This window comes from Ruegeria sp. HKCCA4633 (genome assembly GCF_013034605.1).
GTDB lineage: Bacteria > Pseudomonadota > Alphaproteobacteria > Rhodobacterales > Rhodobacteraceae > Ruegeria.
The window spans coordinates 227,124-253,195 of the sequence record NZ_WQGJ01000003.1 but is presented as its reverse complement, the minus strand read 5'-3'; the positions used below and the strand labels follow the sequence as shown (position 1 = coordinate 253,195).

Sequence of the window (26,072 nt, the reverse complement as noted above, 5' to 3'; positions counted from 1 at the left end):
GCGAAACGACATGAACCACTTTCTCGATATCCATAAAACCGACGCCAACGACCTGCGGGCCATGATTGATCAGGCGGGCGCAATGAAGCGGGCCCGCCTGGGTCGCCCCAAGGCAGCACTTGATGAGGCACAACCGCTCAAAGATCGTATGGTTGCGCTGATCTTTGAAAAGCCTTCAACCCGGACGCGCGTGTCCTTTGACGTGGGTGTGCGCCAGATGGGCGGACAGACCATGGTACTTTCGGGTAAAGACATGCAGCTGGGGCATGGCGAGACAATTGCCGATACCGCGCGCGTCCTGTCCCGCTATGTCGACATGATCATGATCCGGACCTTTGATGAAACCATCCTGACTGAGATGGCGGAATATTCGGATGTACCGGTGATCAACGGCCTGACCGACCGGACTCATCCCTGCCAGATCATGGCCGACGTGCTGACGTTCGAAGAACATCGCGGCCCCATCGCAGGAAAAAAAGTGGTCTGGACCGGAGATGGGAATAACGTCTGCGCGTCGTTCCTGCACGCGGCGGGCCAGTTCGGGTTCGATCTGACATTCACAGGTCCGGCGCAATTTGATCCCGAGGAAGAGTTTATGGGCTTTGCGCGCCAGAAAGGCTCGCAAATCGTGGTGGAACGCGACCCGTTCAAAGCCGTTGAAGGAGCGGACCTGGTGGTCGCGGACACCTGGGTTTCCATGCATGATTCCCAATCGGCCAAAGAACGCCGCCACAATCTGCTGCGCCCCTATCAGGTCAACACGGAACTTATGTCACACGCCAAACCAGATGCGTTGTTTATGCACTGCCTGCCCGCGCACCGTGAGGAAGAGGCAACGTCCGAGGTGATGGATGGTCCGAACTCGGTCATTTTTGACGAGGCCGAAAACCGCCTGCACGCGCAAAAAGCTGTCATGCGTTGGTGCCTGGGCGTTTAGGCTCGTCGGCGGATATCCCAAACCTTTAGCTTGGCGAGCGTCCGTGCGCTCGCCAATAGAACCAGAACGCATAACGTGGTCTTGGTCATGGTTTCCATCGTTCCCTCGATCAGCATCGCGTGAACAACACTGCCGATAATCGTCACCATTGCTAGACCGGTATGGCTAAGCCGCCAAAGGCGAAACCGCAGGTTCAAACGTTGGCGCATGACACCCAACAGAGCCGCTGCAAAAGCTGACCACATCGCGATGACACCCCAATTCGAAAACGGGGTGGCTGAAACAAAAAGCAAGGCGTCGACTACGTCTGGCGGGCTGGTGATCCATAGACCTCCCACATGGATCAATATGGCCACGATCAGTGCCAGACCACACCGCCTGTGCCAATGGCGGCTGGACACAGGGGAAAGTCCAGGCAACCAGCGCCCGGCCAGCAGCGGTTGCAGCAGCAAAAGGCACATTCCGATAATGCCCGCAAATCCGGCGAGAATGTAGATCGGATCACGCCACGCCAGATAAGGGCTATAGGCCGCTGCGATGATCGGGATAGCAAGCGCGGCACTTAACAGCACCCAGATCAAACTGCGCCTCAACACTTCTTAAAGCGGCTGCAATACAAAATGCGCGGCTAGCGTCAAGTCATCTGCACTCGACATCACGGGGCGCAGGAAAACGGTCTCGAACTCCCCGCTGTCATAGGCCAAATGCCCGTGAGGTTGACCGAAGGCGGGCACGATCTGCGGCATCTCCAGCCGAAACTCACCCTTCGCATCCGTCAACGTCGCGCCATGGCTGTGCGGATCGCGCTCGTGCCCCTCGGTCGTGTGCGCCCAGATCTGAATGCGTTGGCCGGGCAGGGGGGCTCCATCGCCTGCACGCCGCACTGTGCCGGTCATCCAGAACCCACCGCCACCGATCTGGTTCACGATAGGTGCTCCGGGACGGTAATTGTTCGATCCGCCCCGCATCGATGGCGTTGGTGCAAGCCCGCTCGCACGTGCTGGTAACAAAAGCCCCGAGGCCCCAGTTGCCACAACAGCGGCAGCTTGGGTAATCAGTGAACGACGGGAGAGCAAAGCGTCAGCCATTGAGAAACCTCCAATCCGCGACCCTTTACGGTCCGACAACGATACTCAAGATAGCATGGTTCCGATGGATTCCGAGGCGCACCGGATCATAAAATCCTACTCTCACGGTTCTGTGAGACGGACAGGGGCAGCGGCACCGAATCTCTTTGACGTTTCGTTTTACAAGGTGCGATGTTTGTATTCATCGTGTCTGAAACGAAAGGTCGTGCCATGACACAAGTGGATAAAGTCTCAGCCGAGGACATAGCTGCCTTCCGGCGCAACGGTGCTGTTGTCCTTCGGTCAAAGTTTTCGCACGACTGGTTGTCGTTATTGCGCGAAGGCATCGACGCCGACCTTGAAAATCCGACCGACAATTTCACACGCCATACCAAGGACCCAAGCGCTCCCGGCTATTTCGAGGATTACTGGGCCTGGAACAAAATTCCCCAATTTACCGAATTCGTTCATCACTCTCCCTGTGCACCACTTGCTGCTGAACTGCTTGGGGCTCCGTCTGTCAATCTTGTCATGGACAACTGGTTCTTGCGCGAAGCGGGATCAACCTCGCGCCCACCTTTTCATCAGGATCTGTCCTACTTCGATTTTGAGGGCACAATGTGCGTGCTGTGGCTGCCGCTGGAGCAGGTGACGAAGGAAAACGGTATCGCCTTCGTCAAGGGATCACACCTCTGGAACAAGCTTTTCATGCGGGTGCGCTTTGCTGATGGGCATCCGAGTTATGAACCGACTGAAGTTGCCGGGCAAACCTATCACCCGCCACCTGATGTAAACGCGGACCCCGAAGCGTATGACCTGTTGCAATGGGATCTGGAGCTTGGGGACTGTATCTTTTTCGATATGCGAACGTTACATGGCGGGCTATCCGCGACGACCCCGTCGGAAACGGTCCGCCGTTTCACCCTTCGCATGACTGCACCAGATGGAGTCATCCGATACCGCGGCGACTGGGCCGAAGACGAGCGCGCGCAGTTCGAATCCGCGGGTTATGGCGAAGGCGATAAGATCGACGGCCCCTTTTTCCCCCGCTTATGGCCCCGCTAAGCGGGGGGGCAATGCACCCAATCTGTGCGTTTGCGCACTTTATTGGGCGGAATAAGCGTCTATCTCTTGTTTGAGCGAACGATGGATGGCTTTGCCATCTGCAACCAAGGGAGTGCTGAAATGAGTTGGAATCCGACCCATAATCCTGATTGCGTCTCGGAAAACCCGGCGCTGGACACGCTGATCATCCCGCGTGCCCGCGATCTGGGCGGGTTCGAAGTGCGCCGCGCATTGCCTTCAGTGAAACGACAATTGGTTGGCCCGTTCATCTTTTTCGATCAGATGGGTCCGGCCGAATTCATCACCGAAGGCGGTATCGACGTGCGCCCCCATCCGCATATCGGACTGGGCACAGTGACCTATCTGTATCAGGGCGAGTTCGAGCACCGCGACAGCCTTGGAACCCATCAGATGATCTATCCGGGTGAGGTCAATTGGATGGTCGCGGGGCGAGGTGTTACACATTCCGAACGCACAAGCGACGAAACGCGTGGTAAAAAGCATAGTCTTTTTGGAATCCAGACGTGGATCGCCTTGCCCGAAGCGCATGAGGATATGGCCCCTGATTTCGAACATCATAAACAGGCCGCGCTGCCGCATCTTCAGGACGCGGGTGCTAGCGCCCGGTTGATTCTGGGCTCGGCCTATGGCGAAACCAGTCCGGTGACTATGTTGTCCGAAACCTTCTATCTGGACGTGCAGCTTGAACCCGGTGCCTCGTTCCCGCTGCCCGATGATCAAGAGGATCGCGGCGTTTATGTCACTCAAGGCTCGGTCGAGATCGCAGGCGACACGTTTGACGAAGGCCGTATGATGGTTTTCCGCCCCGGCGACAAGCTGTCGGTCAAAGCGGGCCCCTTGGGTGCGCGGCTGATGCTGCTGGGCGGCGCGACGCTGAACGAGGACCGGTATATCTGGTGGAACTTCGTTTCCTCTTCGAAAGAAAAGATCGAAACCGCAACGCGTGAGTGGAAAAGCGCCGATTGGGCCAATGGTGCGTTCCATTTGCCACCGGGTGACGATCAGGAGTTTATCCCTATTTCTGAAGAGCTTGAACGTACCAAACCTCGGTTGGCACGTTGACAAGCGCCCCGAAAAGCGGCGGGGTTGTGTAACAGGTCGTTTGCGGTGATCCTTTCAGGTATTTCTGAGGGGGCATTATGAAACTCGTCATTGCAGGTGCGGGCAGCATTGGGTGTTATTGCGGAGCATTACTGGCCCGAGCGGGCCATTCCGTCACCCTGCTGGGCCGCGCCCGTGTGCTGGACCCGATCCGCCAACACGGGCTGACTGTTACGGATTTCGATGGGCTTAATTACACAGCATCAGCCAATTCCCTAGACCTCAGCCAAGATCCAGCTTGTTTGGCTCATGCAGAATTGGTCATCGTCACTGTCAAATCGGGTGCCACTGCGGATATGGCCGAACAGATCGCCGCTGAGGCACCGTCGGACGCGCCGATTCTGTCCTGGCAGAACGGGATCGAAAACGCTGCGACCTTGCGTGCTGCCTTGCCGGGGCGAGATGTCCGTGCCGGAATGGTGCCCTTTAACGTGGTGCCTAGTGGGCCTGCGACCTATCACCGGGCCACCTCGGGCGAAGTCGTCATCGAAAATGGGCCCGGAGATCTGGCCGAGCGTCTCAGCAGCCCGGATCTGCCTGTTTTGGCGAGTGATCAGATCGAGGCCGTGCAATGGGGCAAACTGTTGATCAATCTGAATAACGCGCTGAATGCACTGTCGGGTTTGACGATCGTGGATCAACTGAAAAGCCGCGACTGGCGTTTACTTGTTGCGGATCAGATGGCCGAGGCGCTTTTGGTTCTCAAGGCGGCGGGGCACCCAGTGGCATCGACCACGCCGCTTCCGGTTTGGATGACCCCGCATATCCTGCGGCTGCCGACTCCGCTGTTTACCCACGTCGCCGCCCGGATGCTGACGATTGATCCCAGTGCCCGGACGTCTATGGCCTATGATCTGATGGCTGAACGACAAACGGAAATCGACAGTTTGCAAGGCCACATAATACGGTTGGGCCATGAAACCGGGGTGCCGACGCCCATCTGCATACAAGTGTCCGACCTGATCAAACACGCGCCTGATCACCCGCTGACCCCGGATCAGATCAGGTTGTAAGACCCCTTAGGCGAAAGCAGTTAGCATCCAAAAGATTATGGCTGACATGGTCGCGGCAGCAGGTACGGTGATGACCCAGGCCGCTACGATGGTCATAAAATGCGAGCGCCGCACCAGTTTACGACGGCGGTACTCTTCGGGTGCCAGATTATGCCCTGTTGCACGCAGCAGGTTGGCGCGTTTACGTCGCCGTTCGGAGTCCCACTCGCGGAAAAAGCCCACACCAAAAACTGCGCCAACTGCGATATGGGTCGAGCTGACAGGCAGCCCCAGCCAACTGGCCACGATCACGGTGATCGCCGCCGAAAGGGCGACACAGAAAGCCCGCATAGGGTTCAGCTTGGTGATCTGGCTACCGACCATCCGGATCAGTTTGGGGCCAAATAAGAACAGACCAAAGGAAATCCCAAACGCGCCGATAATCATTACCCAAAGCGGAATTGAGACCTTCGACGCGAAATCCCCGAATTCTGCCGCGTGCACAATCGCGGCCAGAGGGCCAACCGCATTGGCCACGTCATTTGCGCCATGTGCGAAACTCAGGAACGTGGCCGAGATGACCAGCGGCAAGCCAAACAGAGCTTTCAGTGACCGCGTTCGGTTTTCAAGCCCTTCGGACTTGCGTCGCACCCATGGGATGGTGGCGGACCAGGCCAGCAGACCTGCGGCCAACCCGATTAGCAGCGCCATCTCAAGTTCGATTTTAACGATGCGTTTAAGCCCCTTTACGGCAAGATAAGTGGCAAAGGCCCCTGCCATCACTGCCACAAGGATGGGCACCCATTTGCGGGCCGCCGCGATCTTATCATTCTGATATTGAATCTTGGTCTGGATCAGCGCCAGAACACCGGCGGAAATCAAACCACCCAGTACAGGCGAGATCACCCAACTGGCCGCAATTGCGCTCATCGTGCCCCAACTGACTGCACTTAGCCCCGCTGCTGCAATCCCGGCCCCCATGACGCCTCCGACAACCGAGTGCGTAGTCGACACAGGCGCGCCGACCCAAGTTGCCAGATTGACCCACATGGCCGACGAAATCAGTGCTGCCATCATCGCCCAGATGAAAACGTTGCTGTTCTGAACAGACGCAGGATCAATGATCCCTTTGGAAATGGTCGAAACCACATCACCACCTGCCAGCAACGCACCTGCGCTTTCGGCGATGGCCGCGATCAAGATGGCCCCGCCCATAGTCAGTGCGTTTGCACCAACGGCTGGACCCATGTTGTTGGCCACATCATTTGCGCCAATGTTGATCGCCATATAGGCCCCAAAAGCGGCAGCGGCGACCACGATGTAGCTGCCATCGGCCTGACCAAACAGAACGGCCGCTGTCAGTCCTGCAACGACCATGAACGCCAACGCGATTCCCGGTGCCAACAAAGGACGGGAAACGTGTATGTTGGCGTTTTCAACGCGAGAAATGCGATGCAGGTCGCTGTCCAGCGCCTGCCAGCGCGGCTTGGGGTTTGTGTCAGACATGGGCTTGATCAGTTTTTCAAAGACGGCCCGCAGCTAACGTTTCGATGCTGCAAGGACAAGCCGCATGTCATCAATTTGTTGCGAAGTTGTTACATTTGACGCAGCAGCGACTGTAGTTCAGGTTCCTGCACCTGCGTGGCGGCTTCGGCCGGTGAAAACCACTTTCGTGTCCGCTGATGGGCTTCGGGGAAGTCTTCGACCAGCTTGCGCACCACAATCCGGTATACATTGGTCAGCACCGGTTGCGTCGACCCGTCCTTGAGGATTTTGTCGTAAGTAAAGTGACCGATGGGTTTCTTGTCCACCTTGTCCGCCCGCACTCCGGCCTCTTCCCAAGCCTCCTGCAGCGCCGTTTCGGCCCCGTCCAGACCGTCAATCGGCCAGCCCTTTGGAATGATCCAGCGCCCGGTATCCCGACTGGTGATCAACAGAACCTCATTCTGCCCTTTGTGTTTTCGGGTGCACAAAGCCGCGAACTGCACCCGTCTGGGGCGCAGGAACAAAGGCCGACCAACCTCTTCCCAGATATTTCGCAGTTTTGAACCCATCCGCAGCGTATCAACCATATCCTGTCATCGGAACTGAAGGGACGTAACAGTGGAAATGTTGAATTTCAATTAAATCTTCAGATTTTCCGTATTCGTGAGCAGTTTTCGGTTCGAGTGGCTGAACACTGTTTCAGCCCCGGTCGATCTTGCCTTAGCCGCGTCTGCGCTTTGCCCTCAGCGTTGGGTCGGCTTGTGTTGGGTCTTCCGGCCACGGGTGTTTTGGATACTGGGCCCGCATATCCTTGCGCACGTCCGCGTAAGAGCCAGCCCAGAATCCGGGTAGATCGCGGGTGATCTGGATCGGACGTTGCGCAGGTGACAGAAGGGTAATTTTCAGCGGCGCGCCCCCGACAACCGGGTGACTCGAAACGCCGAACAATTCCTGCAACCGGACCGAGATTTCTGGCACCGCTGCACTGTAGTCAATCGGCACCTTGCGTCCTAGCGGTGTTTCAAACGATCCCGGTGCACGGCGGTCCAGTTCTTGCGTCTGTGCCCAATCCAAACGGGCGCGCAGGGCGGGTAACAGGTCGAAACGCTTCCAATCTTCCGCGCTTTTGACGTCTGAGAGCATCGGCAGCAGCCAATCCTCCAAGTCGGCCATCAGGCCTTCGACCGAGAAATCGGGCAGGTCGGTCCCGTCTGCGCGCACCAGTTCGACCCGGGCTGCCAGTCGACCGGCGGCCCCGTCCAGTCGCAGCCCTAGGTCGCGGACCCCGTCCAGCATGGCCCGCGCGACATCTTCATCCGGGACTTCCTTCCAGATACGATCATCCAAGGTGATCGCACCGAACCGTTCCTGTCGTCGTGACACAACCCGGCGTTCGCGTTTCGACCACGTGCAACTGTCAACCCAGGCGATTTGATCGCAAAACAAATCCCGGATCTCTTGTTCCGAGATCTGCGTGGCCATGCGTACCTTTGCTTCGCGCGGGTTGCCATCCGTATCGTTCACAACCAAGTAAGGCGCGCCCGCCAGCGTGTCACCATTGTCCAGAACAACGCCCTTGCCGCCCGACAGCACATAGCGCGGTGCTTCTCCTTTGCGCCGCTGTCCGACGCGATCAGGGTAGGCCAGGGCGACCATGGCCGCAGGGCTCAGGCGCTCGGACCCGTTCTTGGCCTGCGCCCGCAGTCTTTTGGTTTCGGCCTGGATACGGTCTATGGCGCCCATATTCACCTGCCATACGCGGTTACGCTGAAACGCACGCACGTCGCGCAACGCCTCTTGCCGTAGCGCGATATCGACCGGGGCGCCGCGCAAGGGGTCACGTTCAGCCATAAGTGCCGCCAATGGCGCAGCTTGCGAACCTGCGCTTTCCAACATGTGACCCAGCCGGGGGTGCAGAGGTAACGCGGCCAAGGCTCGCCCGTGATCAGTGATCCGCCCCTTATCGTCCAGTGCGCCAAGCATCGTCAGCAATGCCCGTGCCTCGGCCAGTGTTCCGTCGGGCGGCGGTGTCAAAAAGGCCAGATCATTGGCGTCCGCGCCCCACAACGCCAGTTCCAACGCCAGTCCGGTCAAGTCAGCTGCCTCGATCTCGGCGGGCGGGTAGGCGGCCAGCGCGCCTTCTTCACCTTTTGACCACAGCCTATAACACACGCCTTCGGCCACACGGCCCGCGCGACCCGCGCGTTGCGTCGCTTCGGCCCGCGTCACGCGTTCTGTGACCAACCTCGACATGCCCGAGCCCGGATCAAACCGTGCCCGCCGCGCTTGCCCCATATCCACGACCACGCGGATATCTGGGATGGTCAAAGAGGTTTCGGCAATCGACGTCGCCAGCACCACTTTGCGCCCGCTTTTAGCGGGGGCAATCGCTGCGCGCTGGGCGGCAAAGGGCATTGCCCCGAACAATGGATACACGGCACAGGCTTCAGATAGTCTGGCTTTCAAGGCGGCCTCGGCCCGCCGGATTTCGCCTTCACCGGGCAGGAACACCAAAAGACCACCTCCTGTGGCGCGCGTTTCACGTTCGGCCTGTACCACCAGTTCTACCAGCGCATCCAAACGACGTGCTTGTAGCCCCAAGGGGCGATCCAGCCAGCGGGTCTTGACAGGAAAGCTGCGCCCCTCGGACGTGATCAGCGGGGCGTCCATCAATTGGCCAACGGGCTCGGCATCCAAGGTGGCAGACATGGCCAGCAGGATTAGGTCATCCCGCAGCGCACCTGCCACCTCGAGGCACAGCGCAAGCCCCAGATCAGCGTTCAAAGAGCGTTCGTGGAATTCGTCGAAAATCACCGCGCTGATACCGGGCAGGTCAGGGTCTGATTGCAGCATTCGGGTCAGGATGCCTTCGGTGACGACCTCGATCCGCGTGTCCTTGGACACTTTCGCATCGCCACGTACACGGTAGCCCACGGTCTGCCCCGCGCGCTCTCCCAGAGTTTCGGTCATCCGCTCTGCCGCTGCCCGCGCAGCCAGCCTTCGGGGTTCCAGCATCACGATCTTGCCGTCGCACAGATCGGCCTCGAGCATCGCCAACGGCACCCGCGTGGTCTTGCCTGCGCCTGGCGGTGCCTGCAGCACTGCGCGTCCACGGGCACGCAAGGCATTCAGCAAGGCGGGAACGGTTTCATCTATTGGCAGGCGATTGGTCATGTGCACCTTATCCGCCATCGTGCTGGCGGCGTCCAGTTCCCGCACTTGCACAAGCTGCAGGCCATGAACGAAATGCCGCAGGATTTGTTTTGCGCGCAATTCCCGTGCTCTTCGGTCTGGACAAATACCCCCCGACCACGGCAACTATTCCTGCCTCAGGGAACGGAACAAGCATGCAGACAGACAGTTTAAGTGACAGGATATTGAACGGCGAGCGTCGTGCGCTGGCGCGTGCCATCACTCTTGTCGAAAGCAATCGTGCTGATCATCGGGCGCAAGCCAGCGAGCTTTTAACTCAGCTTGCGGGATCGGGACGTCAGGCGTTGCGGATCGGTTTGTCGGGGACGCCCGGGGTTGGCAAGTCCACCTTTATTGAAAGCTTCGGCATGATGCTGACTGGGCAAGGACTGCGCGTGGCTGTTTTGGCGGTCGATCCGAGCTCGGCACGTTCGGGTGGTTCGATTCTGGGCGACAAAACCCGGATGGAACGCCTGAGTCGGGAAAAAAATGCCTTTATCCGGCCTTCTCCCAGCCAAAGCCACCTTGGCGGCGTAGCCCGTCGTACCCGTGAGGCCATCGCCCTGTGCGAGGCGGCGGGTTATGATGTGGTGCTCATCGAAACGGTTGGTGTGGGGCAGTCGGAGACGGTTGTTTCCGAGCTGTCGGATCTGTTCCTGCTGTTGTTGGCCCCTGCGGGCGGAGACGAATTGCAGGGTGTGAAACGCGGCATAATGGAGATGGCCGACATCATCCTGATCAATAAGGCTGATGGCGACCTGAAGGCCACTGCCACACGCACCTGCGCGGACTATGCGGGCGCGTTGCGATTGCTGCGTAAACGTCCGCAAGATCCCGAAGGTTTTCCCAAGGCCATGACCGTATCAGCGGTTGAAGAACATGGGCTGGAGCAGGCGTGGGACGAAATGCAATCCTTGACCCAATGGCGTCGGGACAATGGCATTTGGGAAGCCAATCGCGCGGCGCAAGCACGGTATTGGTTCGACCAAGAGGTGCGTCATGCTCTTCTTGCGCGACTCGACACACCGCAGGCCAAGGCCGAGATGGAGCGTCTGAACGCCGAAGTCTCAGCCGGGCATTTGAACCCGGCAAAAGCGGCAGAGGAACTGCTCGGAGCGCTGACCTGATGGTCGGGTTTGGTCGGGGAGCCTACGGGCTGTGCAAAATAAAAGATTTCGCGCGGCCTGTCTTGACCCTCCCGGCGATTCCCACTATACGCATCCAACCAGTTTTCGGGCGCGACTTCGGGTTGCGCCCCTTGTGATTTGGCCAAGGGTCTGAAGCCCGGCCTCCAGAAACAAAGGAAGAAACCATGTCGCGCCGTTGCGAACTGACCGGAAAAGGCCCGATGACTGGCAACAATGTCAGCCACGCCAACAACAAAACCAAACGTCGTTTCCTGCCGAACCTGAACGACGTCACCCTGCAGTCCGAGACCCTGGGTCGCGGTGTTAAACTGCGCATCTCGGCAGCTGCGCTGCGCTCGGTAGACCACCGCGGTGGTCTGGACGCGTTCCTGGCTAAAGCCAAGGACGAAGAGCTGTCGGCAAACGCTCTGAAAGTGAAAAAGGAAATCGCCAAGGCGCAAGCCTCGGCCTAAGCCTTTATTCTCTTACGTAATTCAAGGCCCCGTACCCTTTTGGTGCGGGGCTTTTTTGCTCTGTGGCTATATGGCGGCAATTCGCATTGTTCCCGAATTCGAAATAATTTTTCTCGATTGGTGAATTTCTTCACATACAGAGATTCGAATCTGACTTAACGTTAGGTCATTCATCAGGCGGGGGCCCGAATATGTCGTTAAAAAGTTTCTACATTTTTCTTTTTCTGGCCGCTGTGCTCCGCAAGGCAATTGCAGCCTGCGCGCAGATACAGCGCAAAGTGAACCAGTCGCACACCAGCTTTACTGCAAGCGAAGTGAAACGACCTGGGGTGGACTACTGAGAACCGCTTCAAGCGCGACCCTTTAGCGCTTGAAGCGCCTTTGCACGCTGACCTATACCAAGGTCAGGATGAGACCTAAGACCGCCAGTATTCTGCCGTTTGTTTTATCCCTGCTTCTGGTGCTGACCGGGCAGGGTCTTGCCATGTCGCGCGGCATGAATAGTGCTGTTGGCCAGATGGTATTGTGCACCGGAAATGGCCCGGTCGTTGTCTACATGGATGAAAGTGGGCAACCTATTGCGCCACCGCACTATTGCCCGGATTACGCGCTGTCCCTCATGGGGGCAATTGCCGCGACCCATCCCACATTGCCCGCAGCGCCGGAACTTGCGCAACCCGCGCCATTGCGAGATGTGGGCAACCAGATCGCATTGCCGGTGCCGCGCGCTCCGGCCCGCGCGCCGCCTTCTGTTGTTTGAAACCCATCTTTTCTAAAGTTTTGAACAACAAGGAGAGGCGCGATGTCCCTCAAATCCAAACTGCTTGCAACCTTGGCCGCAGTCACGCTGGCCGTTCCCGCTCTGGCCGATGGCACCATCAAGGTGGATGACGCTTATGCCCGCTCTTCGGGCAAAACGGCCAAGGCTGGTGCCGCTTTCATGATGATCGAGAATCAGGGCGTCGCAGATGACCGCCTGATCGGCGCAACTTCGGACGCCGCGGCCCGTGTTGAGCTGCATACACACGAGGTCGACGATAACGGCGTGGCCAAGATGGTGCATGTGGAAGAAGGCTTTGTCATTCCCGCTGGCGAAACCTACATGCTGAAACGCGGCGGGGCTCATGTGATGTTCATGGGCCTGACAGCGCCTTTCGAGCAAGACGCAATGGTGCCCGTCACTCTGATTTTCGAGAATGCCGGCGAGGTCGCGATCGAGATACCCGTTGATCTGGAACGTCAAGACAAAGGTGGTCATGGCGGTCACGGATCTCACGGAGAGAGCACGGATTAAAGCGCGCCTGTCTTTGCGCCACGTTGCACCTTTTCCATGCATCAGGCCGGGCATTGCCCGGCCTGAGTGCGTTTGTTGAGGGGGGTGGCTTTTATTTATTCACGGTCTTTAGTCCGACCCGATCACCCGCTTTTCGGAACCGGGAGGCCAGCCAGAACATGACAGCAGCGATTGCAAGCGCCGAAAAGGCGATACCCCACCCAAGCGCCACCAATGCCACCGCTGGCCAGATCATCAGAACCAGCCCGACAACCAGGGCAACAAAGCCCGAAACCCGCATTGATCCGCGTTGCGGGTCTCGCTGGTGCATCTGCTGAGCGGCGGCCAGTGAACCGATCCCGATGATAAGCGCCCATGCACCCAACAGGAAAAAGGCAAGCTTGACCGTGCCTTCCGGCCAGATCAGCAGGATCAGACCGATCACTAGCGCGCCGATCGCGGCACCTCCTAAAACACCACGGCGTCCAACCCCCAAAAGAGTCAGGCCGCCATCCAGGATCAATAGTACTCCGACCAGTTGCAACAGCACGGCGATGCTGCCAGAGGGCCAGAACAGCGCAGCAATGCCAACAATCCCCGCCAACGCTCCACGCAGTAAAAAGGTCCACCAGAGATTGGATAGCTGCTCGCCCAGCAAGTCGCGCTGGGCCATGCTGCCATCCTCCAGGATTTCGCCGGTTTTGGGTTCTTGGTCGGCCATGGCTGATCCTCCAATCGTTTCGGGCGCAATCTAAGCAAAAAATATAGTGTTGTCTGCATCTTATGAGGGTCGTGCCAGCAATTGCTCAACCCAGTTAGGCGCCGTCTCTGACGCCTTGCCAAGGATATATGTGTCAAACCCCGAGGCCCCAAGCGTTGGCTCCAGATTAATCTCGACGGTTTGCGCGCCTGCCGCTTGTGCCTCGTGCACAAAGGCTGCTGCTGGATAGACCTGACCCGATGTGCCAATAGCCGCAAAGAGCGACGCGCTGGCCAGATGGTCGTAAATCGCATTCATGTGGTAAGGCATTTCTCCGAACCAGACTACATCAGGACGGGCTGTTGGCCGGTTGCAGGAGGGGCAGGGTTCTGCGACCGCCATCTCGGGCGGGGCAGTCCAGCGGTGCCCACAGTTCGAACACAACGCGCCGGCCAAGGTGCCGTGCATGTGAATGACATTCCGTGCACCACCGGCTTCGTGCAGGCTGTCGACGTTCTGAGTGACAATCACCACTTCACCGGGCCAGTCGCATTGAAGCCGGGCCAGTGCTTTGTGGGCGGCATTGGGTTTCACGCCAGCCGCCTGAACGCGACGGGCATTGTAAAATCCCTGAACCAAGGCCGGATTGCGGGCAAAGCCTTCGGGCGTGGCCACATCCTCGATCCGGTGCTTGGCCCACAATCCGCCCTCATCGCGAAAGGTACCTAGCCCACTTTCAGCGGAAATTCCGGCTCCGGTCAGAATGACAATCTTTTCCATGTCCTCTCCACACGGTACAGCTTGCATATGTCACACCGTATCCTCTTTGTCTGTTTGGGCAACATCTGCCGGTCCCCTGCGGCCGAAGGCGTCTTTCGCGATCGCGCGCCGCATCACGCAACCGACAGTGCCGGAACCATGGGTTGGCACGCAGGCAACCCGCCTTACGGCCCCATGCAGGCCGCCGCAAAAGCCAGAGGATTTGACCTTAGCGACCTGCGTGCCCGACAGTTTACAGCCGCCGACTTTGATCGGTTCGATTTGATCATTGGCATGGATGCCAACAACATCGCGGATATTGAGGATCTGCGTCCTACGGGCAACGCCACGCCTGTGCGCCTGCTGACCGACTTTGCCCATGAAACCCAGTCTGATCATGTGCCTGACCCCTATTATACGCGGGATTTCGATGGTGCGCTGGATCTGATCGAAACAGCAGTAGCCGGCTTGGCCGCTCATCTGGAGCGCTAGCCGCCGATCACCTTCAACTGACCGTTCAGCCAGGGCTGTTTGTTAAGGGCCGGTTCGATGATCTGGTTTTGCATCAGCCGACGTGTCATACCTGCGACCTCCTGCGGGACCTGATCCGACCAATCGGTGCGGGCCAAAAGCGAGATCGTGCGAGAGAAATCTCCAAACGGGGCAGGGTGCGCCTCCAACCCGTCATGGAAGCGTGCCGCGCGCATGAAGCCCAGCGGCGTCGTGATTGCCCAACCCAAACCCCGCGCGACCATGGCCATCAAAGCCATGTGTGAGCCGATCTCGAACCGTTCCTCGAACTCTTTCCCGTCGCGCGCCATATGCGCTTCGATCTGGCGGCTGATCAGTTGCTCGCGCGCGTAACGCAGAAACGGCAAGCTCTCTTGCACGGCCTCGACCGCGCCCGAACCCTTTGGGGCCACCAGAATAAACGGATCGCGGACCAAAGGATACTCGATCACGCCTTCCAGCGCCTCACCGCTATGGGCGGTGATCGCCATGTGGAGGCGCTGCTCGGCCAAAGCTTCAAACAGATCGAGGCTCGACAAGGTGATCAGTTTGAATTTCGAACGGGTCAGGCTATCGGCCAGCAATGTGGCCAACCGTGGAGTCAGATCATTGTCGAAATCGTCGATCAACCCGATGGAAAGCGTGGTCAGATGACCCAACTCCATGACCGAAAGCTCGCTTTGGGCCACCTGCAATTCGGCCAGCACAGCCTCGGCCCGCGCCAGAAAGCTGCGCCCGGCCTGGGTCAGCCGCATAGGCCGCCGCCCGTGATCAACCAGATCGGTGCCTAGCGCCTTTTCCAAATTGCGCAGTTGCTGGGATACGGACGGCTGGCTGAGCCCGGTGATCTCGGCGGCCTGCGCTACCGATCCCGTCCGCGCCAAAGCCTCGAACACCTCAAGGCCCCGCAGGGTCAGCCCTTTCATCACCATCGCACATCCCTTTCGCTGCGCCTTTTCTGAGGCGCAGCGTGGATCAGGTCAAGGATTTGCGGTGCGTTAGCTGCAGATCGCCTGCGCCATCTGGCCGAAGTTTTGATACCGATCCCACAGCGCATCATCACGCGCCGTGCGCGACATTTTCAGCTCTTGCGCCTGATGGGGGTCTTCGAACCACTTCGAGACGGTCTTCTGGTCACTGCGCGTCAGTGCCTGATCTGCCACGCGCTGAATGCAGCTGCACCGATCACGTGTGGCCGCCGCCCGATCCGACGCCAGGCAGGCGCGCTTGATCTGCGCGGCCTCAACCTGCGGAGCGATGGCCGTCATCGTTGCGGCACAGAAAGCGATTAAGAGGAACTGTTTCATGCTCATGCCTCGTTTTTGCCTGCCCTGAGGGATCTTGTGCCCCTCTCAGTCTGAGCGGGAGTATGAATCAAAGTGGTTAACGGATCAATCGTACGTTGCAAAAAAGTGATTGCACGAGTCGGAAACGCCTAGCCCGCAGGGCGGGCTTCAACTCGGCATTCATCTGAAAGAGTGTAACCCGCACCCATCGCGACATAGCTTGATTGCTGGACTATTGGCTATACGGTTGTTCCAACACTCAAGTTTATGAACGCGGAAGTTTTAATGAAACTAAAAACAACAGGACTATTCTTAATCGCGACTTTGATGTTTGTGTTCGGCATGGCAGAGCAAAGCACTGCTCAAGATCGATCAGACGACCTGGATAGACCTGTCAGAGTGCTCATTTCAGGCATCTCCGGTCAACTCGCCACTGAAGTAACCGGCGGGGATTTCAATCAGAAGATCGACTTCAACTATCCTTCAAAACAACTTTCTGATTTTGACCTTATGGTAATTTTTACCGACCATTTTTTTGAGGCTCTCGATGAAGAAATCGTAAGGGCGCTCGGATTTGTCGAAAGCGACTTTCAAAGTAATGATGAAGACAATTTTCTAACCGTATTGACGGCGGAGTTTGAGGGGGATGAAACACCATTCCCAATCCTCGTGATTAACCGGCGCCACTTCTATGCTCGGGATCGAACTTGCCATGTTCCTTTGCTTAGGGACCTAATTTTGAAAGCTGATTGGCCTGGCGTTCTTGATCGAGAGCGGGACTATAAGCTGGCTTCAGATTGCGGGAATTCATCGTAGGCTCAAGCAATTGTCAAACGGCTTGCCGAGGTGAACAAGTCGAAGGACGTTGTATAGTATCGTCGGCGCACTCAATCCACCTTGACCAACCCACGATTCCTCTACATATCCCCAACCCATGACAGACCTCGCTCATATCCGCAATTTCTCCATCGTCGCGCATATCGACCATGGCAAATCCACCCTTGCTGACCGGCTCATCCAAGAGACCGGAACGGTCAAGGATCGCGACATGAAGGAACAGCTGCTCGACAGCATGGATATCGAGCGCGAGCGTGGCATTACCATCAAGGCCAACACGGTCCGCATCGACTATACGGCGGATGATGGTGAGCATTACGTTCTGAACCTGATCGACACGCCCGGTCACGTGGACTTTGCTTATGAGGTCAGCCGGTCCATGCGCGCGGTCGAAGGCTCTTTGCTGGTTGTGGACTCGACTCAAGGAGTCGAGGCGCAGACGCTCGCGAATGTCTATCAAGCCATCGACGCCGATCATGAGATCGTGCCGGTGCTCAACAAGATCGACCTGCCTGCCTCCGACTGTGACCGTGTGGCCGAACAGATCGAGGATGTGATCGGCATCGACGCGACTGATGCCATTCAGGTCAGCGCCAAGACGGGGCAGGGCATCCACGAAACGCTGGAAGCCATTGTGAAACAGCTGCCCGCACCGCAGGGCAACTTGGATGCGCCACTCAAGGCGATGCTGGTGGATTCGTGGTACGACGCTTATCTGGGCGTCATCGTTCTGGTCCGCATCATGGACGGCACGCTGAAAAAGGGGATGCGGGTCAAGTTCATGTCGAACAACACGCTGCACCATGTCGACCGCGTCGGCGTTTTCCGTCCCGAGATGGAGATGGTCGACAGCCTCGGCCCCGGTGAGATCGGTTTTCTGACCGCATCCATCAAACAGGTCCGCGACACCCGAGTGGGTGACACGATCACCAATGACCGTAACGGGACTGAGGACGCGCTGGACGGCTTCAAACCCGCGCAGCCGGTGGTGTTCTGTGGCCTGTTTCCTGTGGACTCGGCCGAATTCGAAGACCTGCGGGATGCGATCGACAAGCTGGCGCTGAACGACGCCAGCTTCAGCTTTGAAATGGAAACCTCGGCCGCGCTGGGCTTTGGCTTCCGCTGCGGCTTCCTGGGGCTTCTGCACCTTGAGGTCATCCGCGACCGCATCGAACGCGAATATGATATCGAGCTCATCACCACCGCGCCGTCGGTGATCTATCACGTCTACATGAAAGACGGTGAGATGATCGAGCTGCACAACCCCGCCGACATGCCCGACCCGTCCAAGGTCGACCATATCGAGGAACCGCGTATTAAGGCGACTATTCTGGTGCCCGACGAGTATCTGGGTGACGTACTGAAACTCTGCCAGGATCGCCGCGGCATCCAGCTGGACCTGACCTATGCCGGTAGCCGCGCCATGGTCGTCTATGACCTGCCGCTGAACGAGGTCGTCTTCGACTTCTACGACCGCCTGAAATCAGTGACCAAAGGCTATGCCTCGTTCGACTACCAGATGACCGGCTATACCGAGGACAATCTGGTCAAGATGTCGGTGCTGGTGAATGACGAACCGGTCGACGCGCTGTCGACCATGGTTCACCGCGACCGGGCCGAGATGCGGGGCCGGGCGATGTGCGAAAAGCTCAAGGAACTGATCCCGCGCCACATGTTCAAAATCCCGATCCAGGCCGCCATCGGAGGCAAAGTCATCGCCCGCGAGACCCTCTCGGCCCTGCGCAAGGACGTGACCGCGAAGTGTTACGGAGGCGACGCCACGCGGAAGCGCAAACTGCTGGACAAGCAGAAGGCGGGTAAGAAAAAGATGCGCCAGTTCGGAAAGGTGGATATCCCTCAGGAAGCGTTTATTTCCGCACTTAAAATGGATTCTTAATCCATTTTAAGTGCGAGTGCGCGAAAGCGTTTGGCGCAGCCAACTGCGTGCGGCACCCGGTGCAGTAATAGTGCTGGTGGACAGCTAAAGGCTGGCCATTTTACGGCGGGTAGGCGAAAGCGGTTGGCGCAGCCAACTGCTTGCCCACAGGGTCTCAGCGCGAGAACCGAAGAGTTGATAATCTTGTTTTGGTGAATAAACTTGTTTCGAATAGCTTTCGAGGTAGCATTTTGCAGAACGCACTTACTGGCCTGTTTTCGGGTCTTTCTCCGCGATACTATCACTATTGTAGCGCGGCGGCATTTCTTGAAATCGTCAAAAACGGTGAGATTTGGGCTTCTGACTTAGAATCGATGAACGATCCGCGCGAAGTAAAGAATGGCCTTCCTGTAGTCAAAGACTACCTAGACAGCCTTTCATTTGCTGAGGGTTCAGAAAACCAAAAGTTTTTGGAAGAAGTGCGCGCCGCTTTCGATAACTACAAAGAAAAAATCAAATTTCTAGGCGCATCATTTACTCAGCGAAAGGACGATTTGTATTCTTGGATGAACTACTCTGATGGCGGTAAAGGGTTTTCTATCGCAATAGAAGAAGACTATTTTCCTCGGCATTGGTGGCGCAGTGTAATTTACGAGCCGCAACTATTCTCAAAAAGTATTGCGCAAACTTTTGAAGAGCATATGCGCGAGTATTCCGGTTGCGATGCGAACATGAAGGAAAAAATGCCGGTCTTTTGCGCAATCGATTTGGTCTCTTTGACTGCTTCATATAAACACAAGTCTTGGGAAAATGAGCGGGAAACGCGTCTTTTAATACCGTTTGGCTCAATGGCTGGTGAACCGAGCACATTTGAGATTTTTGGTGATCCAGAACCATTTGTTCAAAACGGCGATGTTGGGTTCAGAGCCACCCGAAACAACATTCGAGCTTTCGCTGGTCTTGACTTGGTGCATGCTGATCGAGGGGGTGGTTCGAGGCCATCAATCGCAGAAGTCATCATTGGTCCTAACAATCGGTCTGATAGGGGAGTTGTAGAGATTTTGTTGAATGATTATGGCTTCGATAACGCGACGGTTAGCGGTTCTGAATGCGAATTCGTGGAATAGTAACGTAGTCGATCGGGTTTATCCGAACCGAACCCACCCGCCCGGCGGCACCGCCGGGCCACGTCATGCTGAAAGCATGCCTCTGGCATGATCCGCCCCCGTCAAACCGTAGGTTTGCCTCCGGCAAAACGGGAGGCGCGTTTGCGCCCCGGGGCTCCGCCCGTTCGCGGCTGAATTCGTCCACTGGACGAATTCCAAGACGCCCTCACCCCCTCGGGCCGGCGCTGCCCGCAATTCAAATAACCGACTAACTGTGACCAACCTCACAGCCCCAACTCCGTTCTCCTGTTAATGTTGACCTAACGGCAACCCCGGCGGGAGGCCCCTATGTCCATATCCATGCTCCCACTCATTGCCCTCGGGTCGGCCGGTCTTTATTCCGTGGCCATGATCTCGATGAAGTTCTGGTGGAAGATCCCCGGTGTTGGCCTGACCCTTCTGATCGTTGCCACGCTGTTGGCCGCCGCGACGCTGGAACTTGCCGCGCTGCGCAATGAACGGTTGGGCATCATCTATACCGGTATTCTCGGGGCCGAGGTCGTGCTGATCGCCATCTCCTCATATTTCCTGTTTGGCGAGAACTTTTCTTATCGCGAGGGGGTCGGCATCGCGCTGGTCATTGTCGGGACAGCTCTGGCATGGGCCTGAAGCCCCATTCTAAGCTCCCGGTGAACCAATCATGAAGTTTCCCTTAGGTAAGTTGTAACCTGTGCGCGCCCTCCCAATCTGTTGACCAGACGAAAAGGAGAGAGCCCATGACCAGATACATGACTGCCGGAGCAGCCGCTTTGGCCACGACACTCACCCTTGGAACGGCCGCTCTGGCCGATACCACGCCCGACCTGCGCGGCACGTGGCTGGGGTCTTACACGACCGTTCAACCCAGCCACTACTACAAGGGCGATCAGCCCCGGTTCAATCAGGCCGAATGGATGCTCGACGTCCAGATGCAGGAAGACAATGTCTTCTGGGGGCCCAGCAAGTGGCGCCGTGATGGCGATACAGAATGGAATGAGTACGAGGCCACCGGCACCATAAGTCTCGATGGCTCGGGGTCTATTGGCATCGTTGAAACCTCACCGCTGGTGATCGGAGCCAATGCGCTGATCGACGCGCGGTATGAGGATGGCAAGATCTATGCGGATTTCCGTAGCCTGCGGAATGGAACGACCTACAGCACCGTTCTGGAACGTCAGGTGAACTGAAGCGGTTCCGGCCCGGTCGGACAGTAGGGGGTATGGACCGCCGCCCGATTGTCTGCGCGGCGGAGGTGTAGGTTAGCCAGCCGGGCCGGGCCGCTTCTCAGTAAAGCAACCATTGTCTCCACCAGGGGAGGTGGGCCGGGTGGCGCACATTGCCCGCGACAGGGTTCAGTTGGTTTTGGGTCAGAATGCGGTGTTCCTCGACCCATGGGCATCTGGACCTCGCGGACCTTCAGCGCGGCGTTGCGTGCGGTGACTTACGCGCCATCCGGTCCCAGTTCATGCGATAGTGTGTTTCTCTCGCGTCTGAGTGCGCGATTCGATAGTTTGAGGCGCAGAGAACTTGTCAAACCCGGTGTTTTTCGCCCGGCAGAGTGCATGTTGGCGTTCGCGCTTGCAGCATTGCGCGGAAAAAGGGCGGTTTCTACCCGTATTGGCAAATGCTCCATCAACCCTGCGCAGTGCCGCGCTTTCTCGGATTATCCACAGAAATGTCCCTGCGGATATCAACATTTTATCCCCGTCAATTTTTCATGCTGCAGTGCTATTTTCTTGTCCGAAGCCGGCCGGAATGCCAAAGTCCTGACACCGCCCAGGATCCTCGGAGCCAAAGGCGGTACGCAAAGGGCCGGAGGGTTGGAGCGATTGAGAGGGTCTTGGGATTTTCTCTGAACTTCAAAGACTTACCGTTGAGGTCAGGTGATTGCGGGCAACCCGCCCACGTCAGTTGATCATCCTCTTGGTTTACCGATGCATGCTGTGTTTCCCTATGGGTTCGCAGCAATCGCCAAAGCCCCCTGTGGGGCTGAGGCAAAAGGATCGGAACGTCCCTCGGGGCGCGCCGACCCGGTAAGGCGTCAGGCGTATCCGAAAGGGTACATGCAAAGACCGCGTCTGCGCACCTGACGCCTTTTCCTTTGCCGGATCACGGTTTCATACAGGCTACCACTCACCCCTCTTCTGAACGGGAACGGGGCTCTTTTGCGCGAACAAAAGAGCCCCGGTATTTGGCTTGTGATCAAGTCGTAGGGCCAAGCGTCCAAGCGCGGATGCTTGGTAGTGACACCGGAGCCCGTCTTTCTTGAAATGCCGATGCTTGGTGATCAGGGTCAGAAACGCTTACAGGTTTTCCTGCACGTCTGTTGCAGCGTTCTGGATGGCATCCCCGGCTTTTTCGATGTCTTTGCCAGCGCCTTTTGCAGTTTCGCAGGCGGTCAGGGCAAACAGGCTCAGGCCAATCAGAAATACACGGATCATAGTCGTCTCCTTGGTGCTCGATAAATTTTCGGTAGCAGCTTTCTACTGACCAGACCAGTAGTTAGGAGGCGTCTCTGTCGCAGAATAGCTCGTAGACAACTTCAAGAATCCGACGTGGACGATCGTCTGCCAAACGATAGTAGATTGCTTTGCCTTCCCGCCGAGGTACGACCAATCCTTCAAGGCGCAAACGCGACAACTGCTGGGATACGGCGGCTTGCCGCGCGGACAAAAGCCCTTCCAGTTCTGTGACGGACTTCTCACCAGATACCAGATGGCACAAAATCATCAGGCGTCCTTCGTGACTAATTGCCTTTAGAAAATTAGATGCAAGCGCGGCGTTTTCTACCATGCGATACATGTCTTCTTGGGGCATGTCCTGGGACAACTGTGGAAGTGCCATCGTTCTAGTTCCTTGCTAACCCCGTCAATGGGTAACGTTATCATATTACGGCGCAACTACGCCGTTCACTCACCTACATGTTTCGTGCATTTTGTTCCATATGTATAAATCAAAATACCGTGATGAGTGAAAGGGGAACCCTCGCCGCTTTTCCCCGTATACTAAGGCTGTGTGGTTTAGGCGGTGGCTCAAAAGTATTCCGGATCGCGAACAACGGGTCGAGCTGTGCGGAATTGGTGTCATCCTACATTCCTTCATCGTTCTCGCTTGCCCCCCCTTGCAGCCCCCCCGAGCCAACACTAAGACTTGGGTAATACTTGTTGGGGTAGTGTCCCGATCCATAGCAAAGCAGGCAGGTTCCGAATGTTCGATCCCGTAGATACCTACATGAATACGCTCGTTCCCATGGTCGTCGAGCAGACCAGCCGGGGCGAACGCGCTTACGATATTTTCTCACGTCTGCTGAAAGAGCGGATCATCTTCATCAACGGCCCGATTCATGATGGAATGAGCCATTTGGTCGTCGCGCAGCTGTTGCACCTTGAGGCCGAGAATCCGAACAAGGAAATCTCGATCTACATCAACTCGCCTGGTGGTGTAGTGACAAGCGGTTTGTCGATTTACGATACAATGCAGTACATCAAGCCGAAATGTTCCACATTGGTGATCGGTCAGGCGGCGTCGATGGGGTCGGTTTTGTTGGCTGGCGGCGAGAAGGGAATGCGTTTCTCCTTGCCCAACAGCCGTATCATGGTTCACCAACCCAGCGGTGGCTACCAAGGCCAAGCCAGCGACATCATGATTCATGCAGCCGAGACGCAAAAGCTGAAGGATCGCCTGTATGACATTTACGTGCGTCATACCGGGCAGACCAAAAAGGCGGTTGAAAAAGCGCTTGACCGTGACAACTTCATGAGCCCGGAAGAGGCGAAAGACTGGGGCCACATCGACGAAATCGTCGAAAACCGTGCAAAAATGGACACAGATGAGGCCTGAGACCGACACTCCGCGCCTTGGGCGCGGGGTTCATTTTGAGATTGTAGCCGCCAGAGTGCTGGCCTAAGCTGCACAAACAGGCGTAAGCGCATCCCTGACGGGGTGCAGGGACGAGGCCCGAAAGGTAGATCATGGCGACGAATTCAGGCGGCGACGGTAAGAACACGCTCTACTGCAGTTTCTGCGGGAAAAGCCAGCACGAGGTGCGAAAACTGATCGCAGGCCCGACCGTATTCATCTGTGATGAATGTGTCGAGCTGTGCATGGACATCATCCGCGAAGAGACCAAGGCCAGCGGGCTGAAGTCGTCTGATGGCGTTCCAACGCCAAAGGATATTTGCGAGGTTCTCGACGATTACGTGATCGGTCAGGCCACAGCCAAGCGTGTTTTGTCGGTGGCGGTTCACAACCACTACAAACGTTTGAATCATGCTCAGAAAGCTGGCAGCGATATTGAACTGGCGAAGTCGAATATTTTGCTGATCGGTCCCACCGGTTGCGGCAAGACTCTGCTGGCTCAAACACTGGCCCGCATCCTGGATGTTCCGTTCACCATGGCTGACGCAACGACGTTGACCGAAGCTGGCTATGTGGGCGAAGATGTCGAAAACATCATCCTCAAGCTCCTTCAAGCCAGTGAGTACAACGTTGAGCGCGCGCAGCGCGGCATCGTCTATATTGACGAGGTCGACAAGATCACGCGCAAGTCCGAAAACCCATCGATCACGCGCGACGTGTCGGGCGAGGGCGTGCAGCAAGCGCTGCTGAAGCTGATGGAAGGCACCGTGGCCAGCGTTCCGCCGCAAGGAGGGCGCAAGCATCCTCAGCAGGAATTCCTGCAAGTGGATACCACCAATATCCTGTTCATCTGCGGCGGCGCGTTTGCGGGCCTGGATAAGATCATCGCGCAGCGTGGCAAAGGCTCGGCCATGGGTTTCGGAGCCGATGTGCGCGACAATGATGATCGTGGCGTTGGCGAGATTTTCAAGGATTTGGAGCCCGAGGATCTGCTTAAATTTGGTCTGATCCCAGAATTTGTTGGGCGTTTGCCAGTTCTGGCAACGCTGGAGGATCTCGACGAAGATGCTCTGGTCACTATTTTGACAAAACCCAAGAACGCTTTGGTCAAGCAGTATCAGCGCCTGTTCGAGCTGGAAGACGTCGAACTCGACTTTACCGATGACGCATTGAAAGCGATTGCCAAGAAGGCCATCGAGCGCAAAACCGGTGCACGGGGACTGCGGTCGATCCTGGAAGACATTCTGCTGGATACCATGTTCGAATTGCCCGGCATGAAGAATGTCAGCGAAGTTGTGGTGAACGAAGAGGCCGTCGCGTCCGAGTCTCAACCTTTGTTCATCTATGCGGATGCGGCTCCTGAATCAGCTTCTGCTGGGTAAGCTGCCCTGTCGCGGCTATTGTTTTTGACAATGCGGTTGGGGGCTTTGCCCCCGCCGCCGCAGTTGATTTTCTTGGAAAAAAGTCAGGCCAAATGAACGCAGGGGTCCTGCGATGGGCATGGCGGTTTGCGGATTGCCAACAACAAAGAGGGAGCGATATGGCGATCCAGCGGATCTCATCAGGCGGCGAATTTGAGGAAAAAGTTGGTTACTGCCGCGCGGTCGTTGCCGGCGGGTGGGTTCACGTGGCCGGCACAGTTGGGCAAGGTGAAGATATTGTTGCGCAGTGCCGTTCCGCGCTGGCGACCATCGAAACTGCTCTGCAAAATGCCGGGGCAAGTTTTAAAGATGTTGTGCGGGTGACATACATGTTGCCGGATCGTATAGAGTTTGAGCCGTGTTGGCCCATTCTGGCTGAAACCTTCGGCGCAAATCCTCCGGCTGCGACTATGATTGAGTGTGGGCTGATCGACCCAAAATACAGGATCGAAATTGAAGTGACCGCGTTTCTGCCGGAGTGACGCAGGCGACCCCAGTGGCACTGGACCTTGGCGAGCCTTTGGTCCATACCTTTCCTCGACCGAAATGCCGGAGGCACCCGATGGGAATCCTGAACAGTCTTTTGCGAGCCGTGACCTGGTGGAACGGGTCCACTCTGAACACGCAGATCTATACGTCGCGTAAGGGCGTCAAAGTTGGCGAAGACAATGAAGGCAATGTGTTTTATCGAACGGCGGATGACAGCAAGCGCTGGGTGATATTCAACGGCGAGGCTGAAGCCAGTCGAGTTGACCCGGAATGGCACGGCTGGTTGCACCGCACCTGGGACGAACCTCCGACGGACAAACCTTTACCGCATAAATCCTGGGAAAAACCACATCAGGAAAACCTGACGGGTACTGCGCTGGCTTATACGCCGGCCGGATCGCTGCGTCGGGCCGAACCGGTTGAGCGCAAAGATTATGAGGCCTGGAGCCCGGAATAAG

Annotated in this window: 29 protein-coding genes; 18 read left to right on the top strand and 11 right to left on the bottom strand. The window is 57.1% G+C overall.

What is annotated here, in order from left to right; translation table 11 throughout:
* The first annotated feature begins 10 nt into the window (after window positions 1-10).
* On the top strand, window positions 11-937 hold the full coding sequence (gene argF, locus GOV85_RS10600) for an ornithine carbamoyltransferase (protein WP_171177780.1): 927 nt from the start codon (window positions 11-13) through the stop codon (window positions 935-937).
* Here the strand turns inward: argF and GOV85_RS10595 are convergent.
* Window positions 934-1,518, bottom strand: a complete 585-nt coding sequence (locus GOV85_RS10595) for a ferric reductase-like transmembrane domain-containing protein (protein WP_245222996.1) — start codon at window positions 1,516-1,518, stop codon at window positions 934-936. The genes argF and GOV85_RS10595 overlap by 4 nt on opposite strands.
* 18 nt (window positions 1,519-1,536) lie before the next feature.
* Window positions 1,537-2,025, bottom strand: coding sequence for a twin-arginine translocation pathway signal (locus tag GOV85_RS10590; RefSeq protein WP_171177768.1), 489 nt, complete (start codon window positions 2,023-2,025; stop codon window positions 1,537-1,539).
* A gap of 210 nt (window positions 2,026-2,235) precedes the next feature.
* On the opposite strand from GOV85_RS10590, the gene GOV85_RS10585 reads away from it, so the two are divergent.
* From GOV85_RS10585 to GOV85_RS10575, 3 genes are all read left to right on the top strand, one after another.
* The gene (locus tag GOV85_RS10585; protein WP_171177766.1) at window positions 2,236-3,069 is read left to right on the top strand and encodes a phytanoyl-CoA dioxygenase family protein; all 834 of its coding nucleotides are present in this window, start codon (window positions 2,236-2,238) and stop codon (window positions 3,067-3,069) included.
* Window positions 3,070-3,189: 120 nt separating this feature from the next.
* Window positions 3,190-4,152: a pirin family protein gene (locus GOV85_RS10580; RefSeq protein ID WP_171177764.1), complete on the top strand. Its 963-nt coding sequence runs from the start codon at window positions 3,190-3,192 to the stop codon at window positions 4,150-4,152.
* A gap of 77 nt (window positions 4,153-4,229) precedes the next feature.
* Window positions 4,230-5,204 (top strand): 2-dehydropantoate 2-reductase, encoded by a 975-nt coding sequence (locus GOV85_RS10575; protein WP_171177762.1) that lies wholly within the window; start codon window positions 4,230-4,232, stop codon window positions 5,202-5,204.
* A gap of 6 nt (window positions 5,205-5,210) precedes the next feature.
* On the opposite strand, the gene GOV85_RS10570 is transcribed toward GOV85_RS10575, so the two are convergent.
* The 3 genes from GOV85_RS10570 to hrpB form a co-directional block, all read right to left on the bottom strand.
* Window positions 5,211-6,689 carry an inorganic phosphate transporter gene (locus tag GOV85_RS10570; RefSeq protein ID WP_171177760.1) on the bottom strand — a complete coding sequence of 493 codons (1,479 nt, stop codon included), beginning with the start codon at window positions 6,687-6,689 and terminating at the stop codon, window positions 5,211-5,213.
* Window positions 6,690-6,778: 89 nt separating this feature from the next.
* Complete coding sequence (locus GOV85_RS10565; protein ID WP_171178093.1) at window positions 6,779-7,237, bottom strand: NUDIX hydrolase; 459 nt, start codon at window positions 7,235-7,237, stop codon at window positions 6,779-6,781.
* 151 nt (window positions 7,238-7,388) lie between these two features.
* A complete protein-coding gene (hrpB, locus tag GOV85_RS10560) occupies window positions 7,389-9,842 on the bottom strand; it encodes an ATP-dependent helicase HrpB (RefSeq protein WP_171178091.1) in 2,454 nt (817 codons plus the stop codon).
* Between the two features lie 173 nt (window positions 9,843-10,015).
* Between hrpB and meaB the strand changes: the two genes are divergently transcribed.
* From meaB to GOV85_RS10540, 4 genes are all read left to right on the top strand, one after another.
* Window positions 10,016-10,987, top strand: coding sequence for a methylmalonyl Co-A mutase-associated GTPase MeaB (gene meaB / locus GOV85_RS10555; protein ID WP_171177758.1), 972 nt, complete (start codon window positions 10,016-10,018; stop codon window positions 10,985-10,987).
* 185 nt (window positions 10,988-11,172) lie between these two features.
* Window positions 11,173-11,460 carry a 50S ribosomal protein L28 gene (gene rpmB, locus GOV85_RS10550; protein WP_171094054.1) on the top strand — a complete coding sequence of 96 codons (288 nt, stop codon included), beginning with the start codon at window positions 11,173-11,175 and terminating at the stop codon, window positions 11,458-11,460.
* Between the two features lie 409 nt (window positions 11,461-11,869).
* The gene (locus GOV85_RS10545) at window positions 11,870-12,220 is read left to right on the top strand and encodes a hypothetical protein (RefSeq protein ID WP_171177756.1); all 351 of its coding nucleotides are present in this window, start codon (window positions 11,870-11,872) and stop codon (window positions 12,218-12,220) included.
* 42 nt (window positions 12,221-12,262) lie between these two features.
* On the top strand, window positions 12,263-12,754 hold the full coding sequence (locus tag GOV85_RS10540; RefSeq protein WP_171177754.1) for a copper chaperone PCu(A)C: 492 nt from the start codon (window positions 12,263-12,265) through the stop codon (window positions 12,752-12,754).
* 91 nt (window positions 12,755-12,845) lie between these two features.
* Here GOV85_RS10540 and GOV85_RS10535 read toward each other — a convergent pair whose 3' ends face one another.
* Window positions 12,846-13,454 (bottom strand): HdeD family acid-resistance protein, encoded by a 609-nt coding sequence (locus GOV85_RS10535; protein ID WP_171177751.1) that lies wholly within the window; start codon window positions 13,452-13,454, stop codon window positions 12,846-12,848.
* Window positions 13,455-13,514: 60 nt separating this feature from the next.
* Window positions 13,515-14,213 carry an NAD-dependent deacylase gene (locus tag GOV85_RS10530; protein ID WP_171177749.1) on the bottom strand — a complete coding sequence of 233 codons (699 nt, stop codon included), beginning with the start codon at window positions 14,211-14,213 and terminating at the stop codon, window positions 13,515-13,517.
* A gap of 27 nt (window positions 14,214-14,240) precedes the next feature.
* Between GOV85_RS10530 and GOV85_RS10525 the strand changes: the two genes are divergently transcribed.
* Entirely contained in the window at window positions 14,241-14,684 is a 444-nt protein-coding gene (locus GOV85_RS10525) for a low molecular weight protein-tyrosine-phosphatase (RefSeq protein WP_171177747.1), read from the top strand.
* Here GOV85_RS10525 and GOV85_RS10520 read toward each other — a convergent pair.
* Both GOV85_RS10520 and GOV85_RS10515 read right to left on the bottom strand, forming a co-directional pair.
* Window positions 14,681-15,634, bottom strand: coding sequence for a LysR family transcriptional regulator (locus GOV85_RS10520; protein ID WP_171177745.1), 954 nt, complete (start codon window positions 15,632-15,634; stop codon window positions 14,681-14,683). The two genes, GOV85_RS10525 and GOV85_RS10520, sit on opposite strands and share 4 nt — an antisense overlap.
* Before the next feature lie 66 nt (window positions 15,635-15,700).
* The gene (locus GOV85_RS10515; protein ID WP_171177743.1) at window positions 15,701-16,009 is read right to left on the bottom strand and encodes a hypothetical protein; all 309 of its coding nucleotides are present in this window, start codon (window positions 16,007-16,009) and stop codon (window positions 15,701-15,703) included.
* A 246-nt stretch (window positions 16,010-16,255) separates the two neighbouring features.
* Between GOV85_RS10515 and GOV85_RS10510 the strand changes: the two genes are divergently transcribed.
* The 5 genes from GOV85_RS10510 (at window position 16,256) to GOV85_RS10490 (ending at window position 21,033) form a co-directional block, all read left to right on the top strand.
* Window positions 16,256-16,804, top strand: coding sequence for a hypothetical protein (locus tag GOV85_RS10510; protein WP_171177741.1), 549 nt, complete (start codon window positions 16,256-16,258; stop codon window positions 16,802-16,804).
* A gap of 118 nt (window positions 16,805-16,922) precedes the next feature.
* Window positions 16,923-18,722: a translation elongation factor 4 gene (gene lepA / locus GOV85_RS10505; protein ID WP_171177739.1), complete on the top strand. Its 1,800-nt coding sequence runs from the start codon at window positions 16,923-16,925 to the stop codon at window positions 18,720-18,722.
* Between the two features lie 191 nt (window positions 18,723-18,913).
* Window positions 18,914-19,828: a DUF2971 domain-containing protein gene (locus GOV85_RS21775; protein ID WP_171177737.1), complete on the top strand. Its 915-nt coding sequence runs from the start codon at window positions 18,914-18,916 to the stop codon at window positions 19,826-19,828.
* A 327-nt stretch (window positions 19,829-20,155) separates the two neighbouring features.
* On the top strand, window positions 20,156-20,476 hold the full coding sequence (locus GOV85_RS10495) for a hypothetical protein (RefSeq protein WP_171177735.1): 321 nt from the start codon (window positions 20,156-20,158) through the stop codon (window positions 20,474-20,476).
* Between the two features lie 107 nt (window positions 20,477-20,583).
* Window positions 20,584-21,033, top strand: coding sequence for a hypothetical protein (locus GOV85_RS10490; protein WP_171177734.1), 450 nt, complete (start codon window positions 20,584-20,586; stop codon window positions 21,031-21,033).
* Window positions 21,034-22,149: 1,116 nt separating this feature from the next.
* Here GOV85_RS10490 and GOV85_RS10485 read toward each other — a convergent pair.
* A complete protein-coding gene (locus tag GOV85_RS10485; RefSeq protein WP_171177732.1) occupies window positions 22,150-22,287 on the bottom strand; it encodes an entericidin A/B family lipoprotein in 138 nt (45 codons plus the stop codon).
* 61 nt (window positions 22,288-22,348) lie between these two features.
* Window positions 22,349-22,690: a helix-turn-helix transcriptional regulator gene (locus GOV85_RS10480; protein WP_171177730.1), complete on the bottom strand. Its 342-nt coding sequence runs from the start codon at window positions 22,688-22,690 to the stop codon at window positions 22,349-22,351.
* Window positions 22,691-23,053: 363 nt separating this feature from the next.
* Between GOV85_RS10480 and GOV85_RS10475 the strand changes: the two genes are divergently transcribed.
* From GOV85_RS10475 to GOV85_RS10460, 4 genes are all read left to right on the top strand, one after another.
* On the top strand, window positions 23,054-23,686 hold the full coding sequence (locus GOV85_RS10475; RefSeq protein ID WP_171177728.1) for an ATP-dependent Clp protease proteolytic subunit: 633 nt from the start codon (window positions 23,054-23,056) through the stop codon (window positions 23,684-23,686).
* 131 nt (window positions 23,687-23,817) lie between these two features.
* Window positions 23,818-25,086, top strand: coding sequence for an ATP-dependent Clp protease ATP-binding subunit ClpX (gene clpX / locus GOV85_RS10470; RefSeq protein ID WP_171177726.1), 1,269 nt, complete (start codon window positions 23,818-23,820; stop codon window positions 25,084-25,086).
* A gap of 158 nt (window positions 25,087-25,244) precedes the next feature.
* Window positions 25,245-25,607, top strand: a complete 363-nt coding sequence (locus GOV85_RS10465) for a RidA family protein (RefSeq protein WP_171177725.1) — start codon at window positions 25,245-25,247, stop codon at window positions 25,605-25,607.
* Between the two features lie 80 nt (window positions 25,608-25,687).
* Window positions 25,688-26,071: an NADH:ubiquinone oxidoreductase subunit NDUFA12 gene (locus tag GOV85_RS10460; RefSeq protein ID WP_171177723.1), complete on the top strand. Its 384-nt coding sequence runs from the start codon at window positions 25,688-25,690 to the stop codon at window positions 26,069-26,071.
* The last annotated feature ends 1 nt before the right edge of the window (window position 26,072 follow it).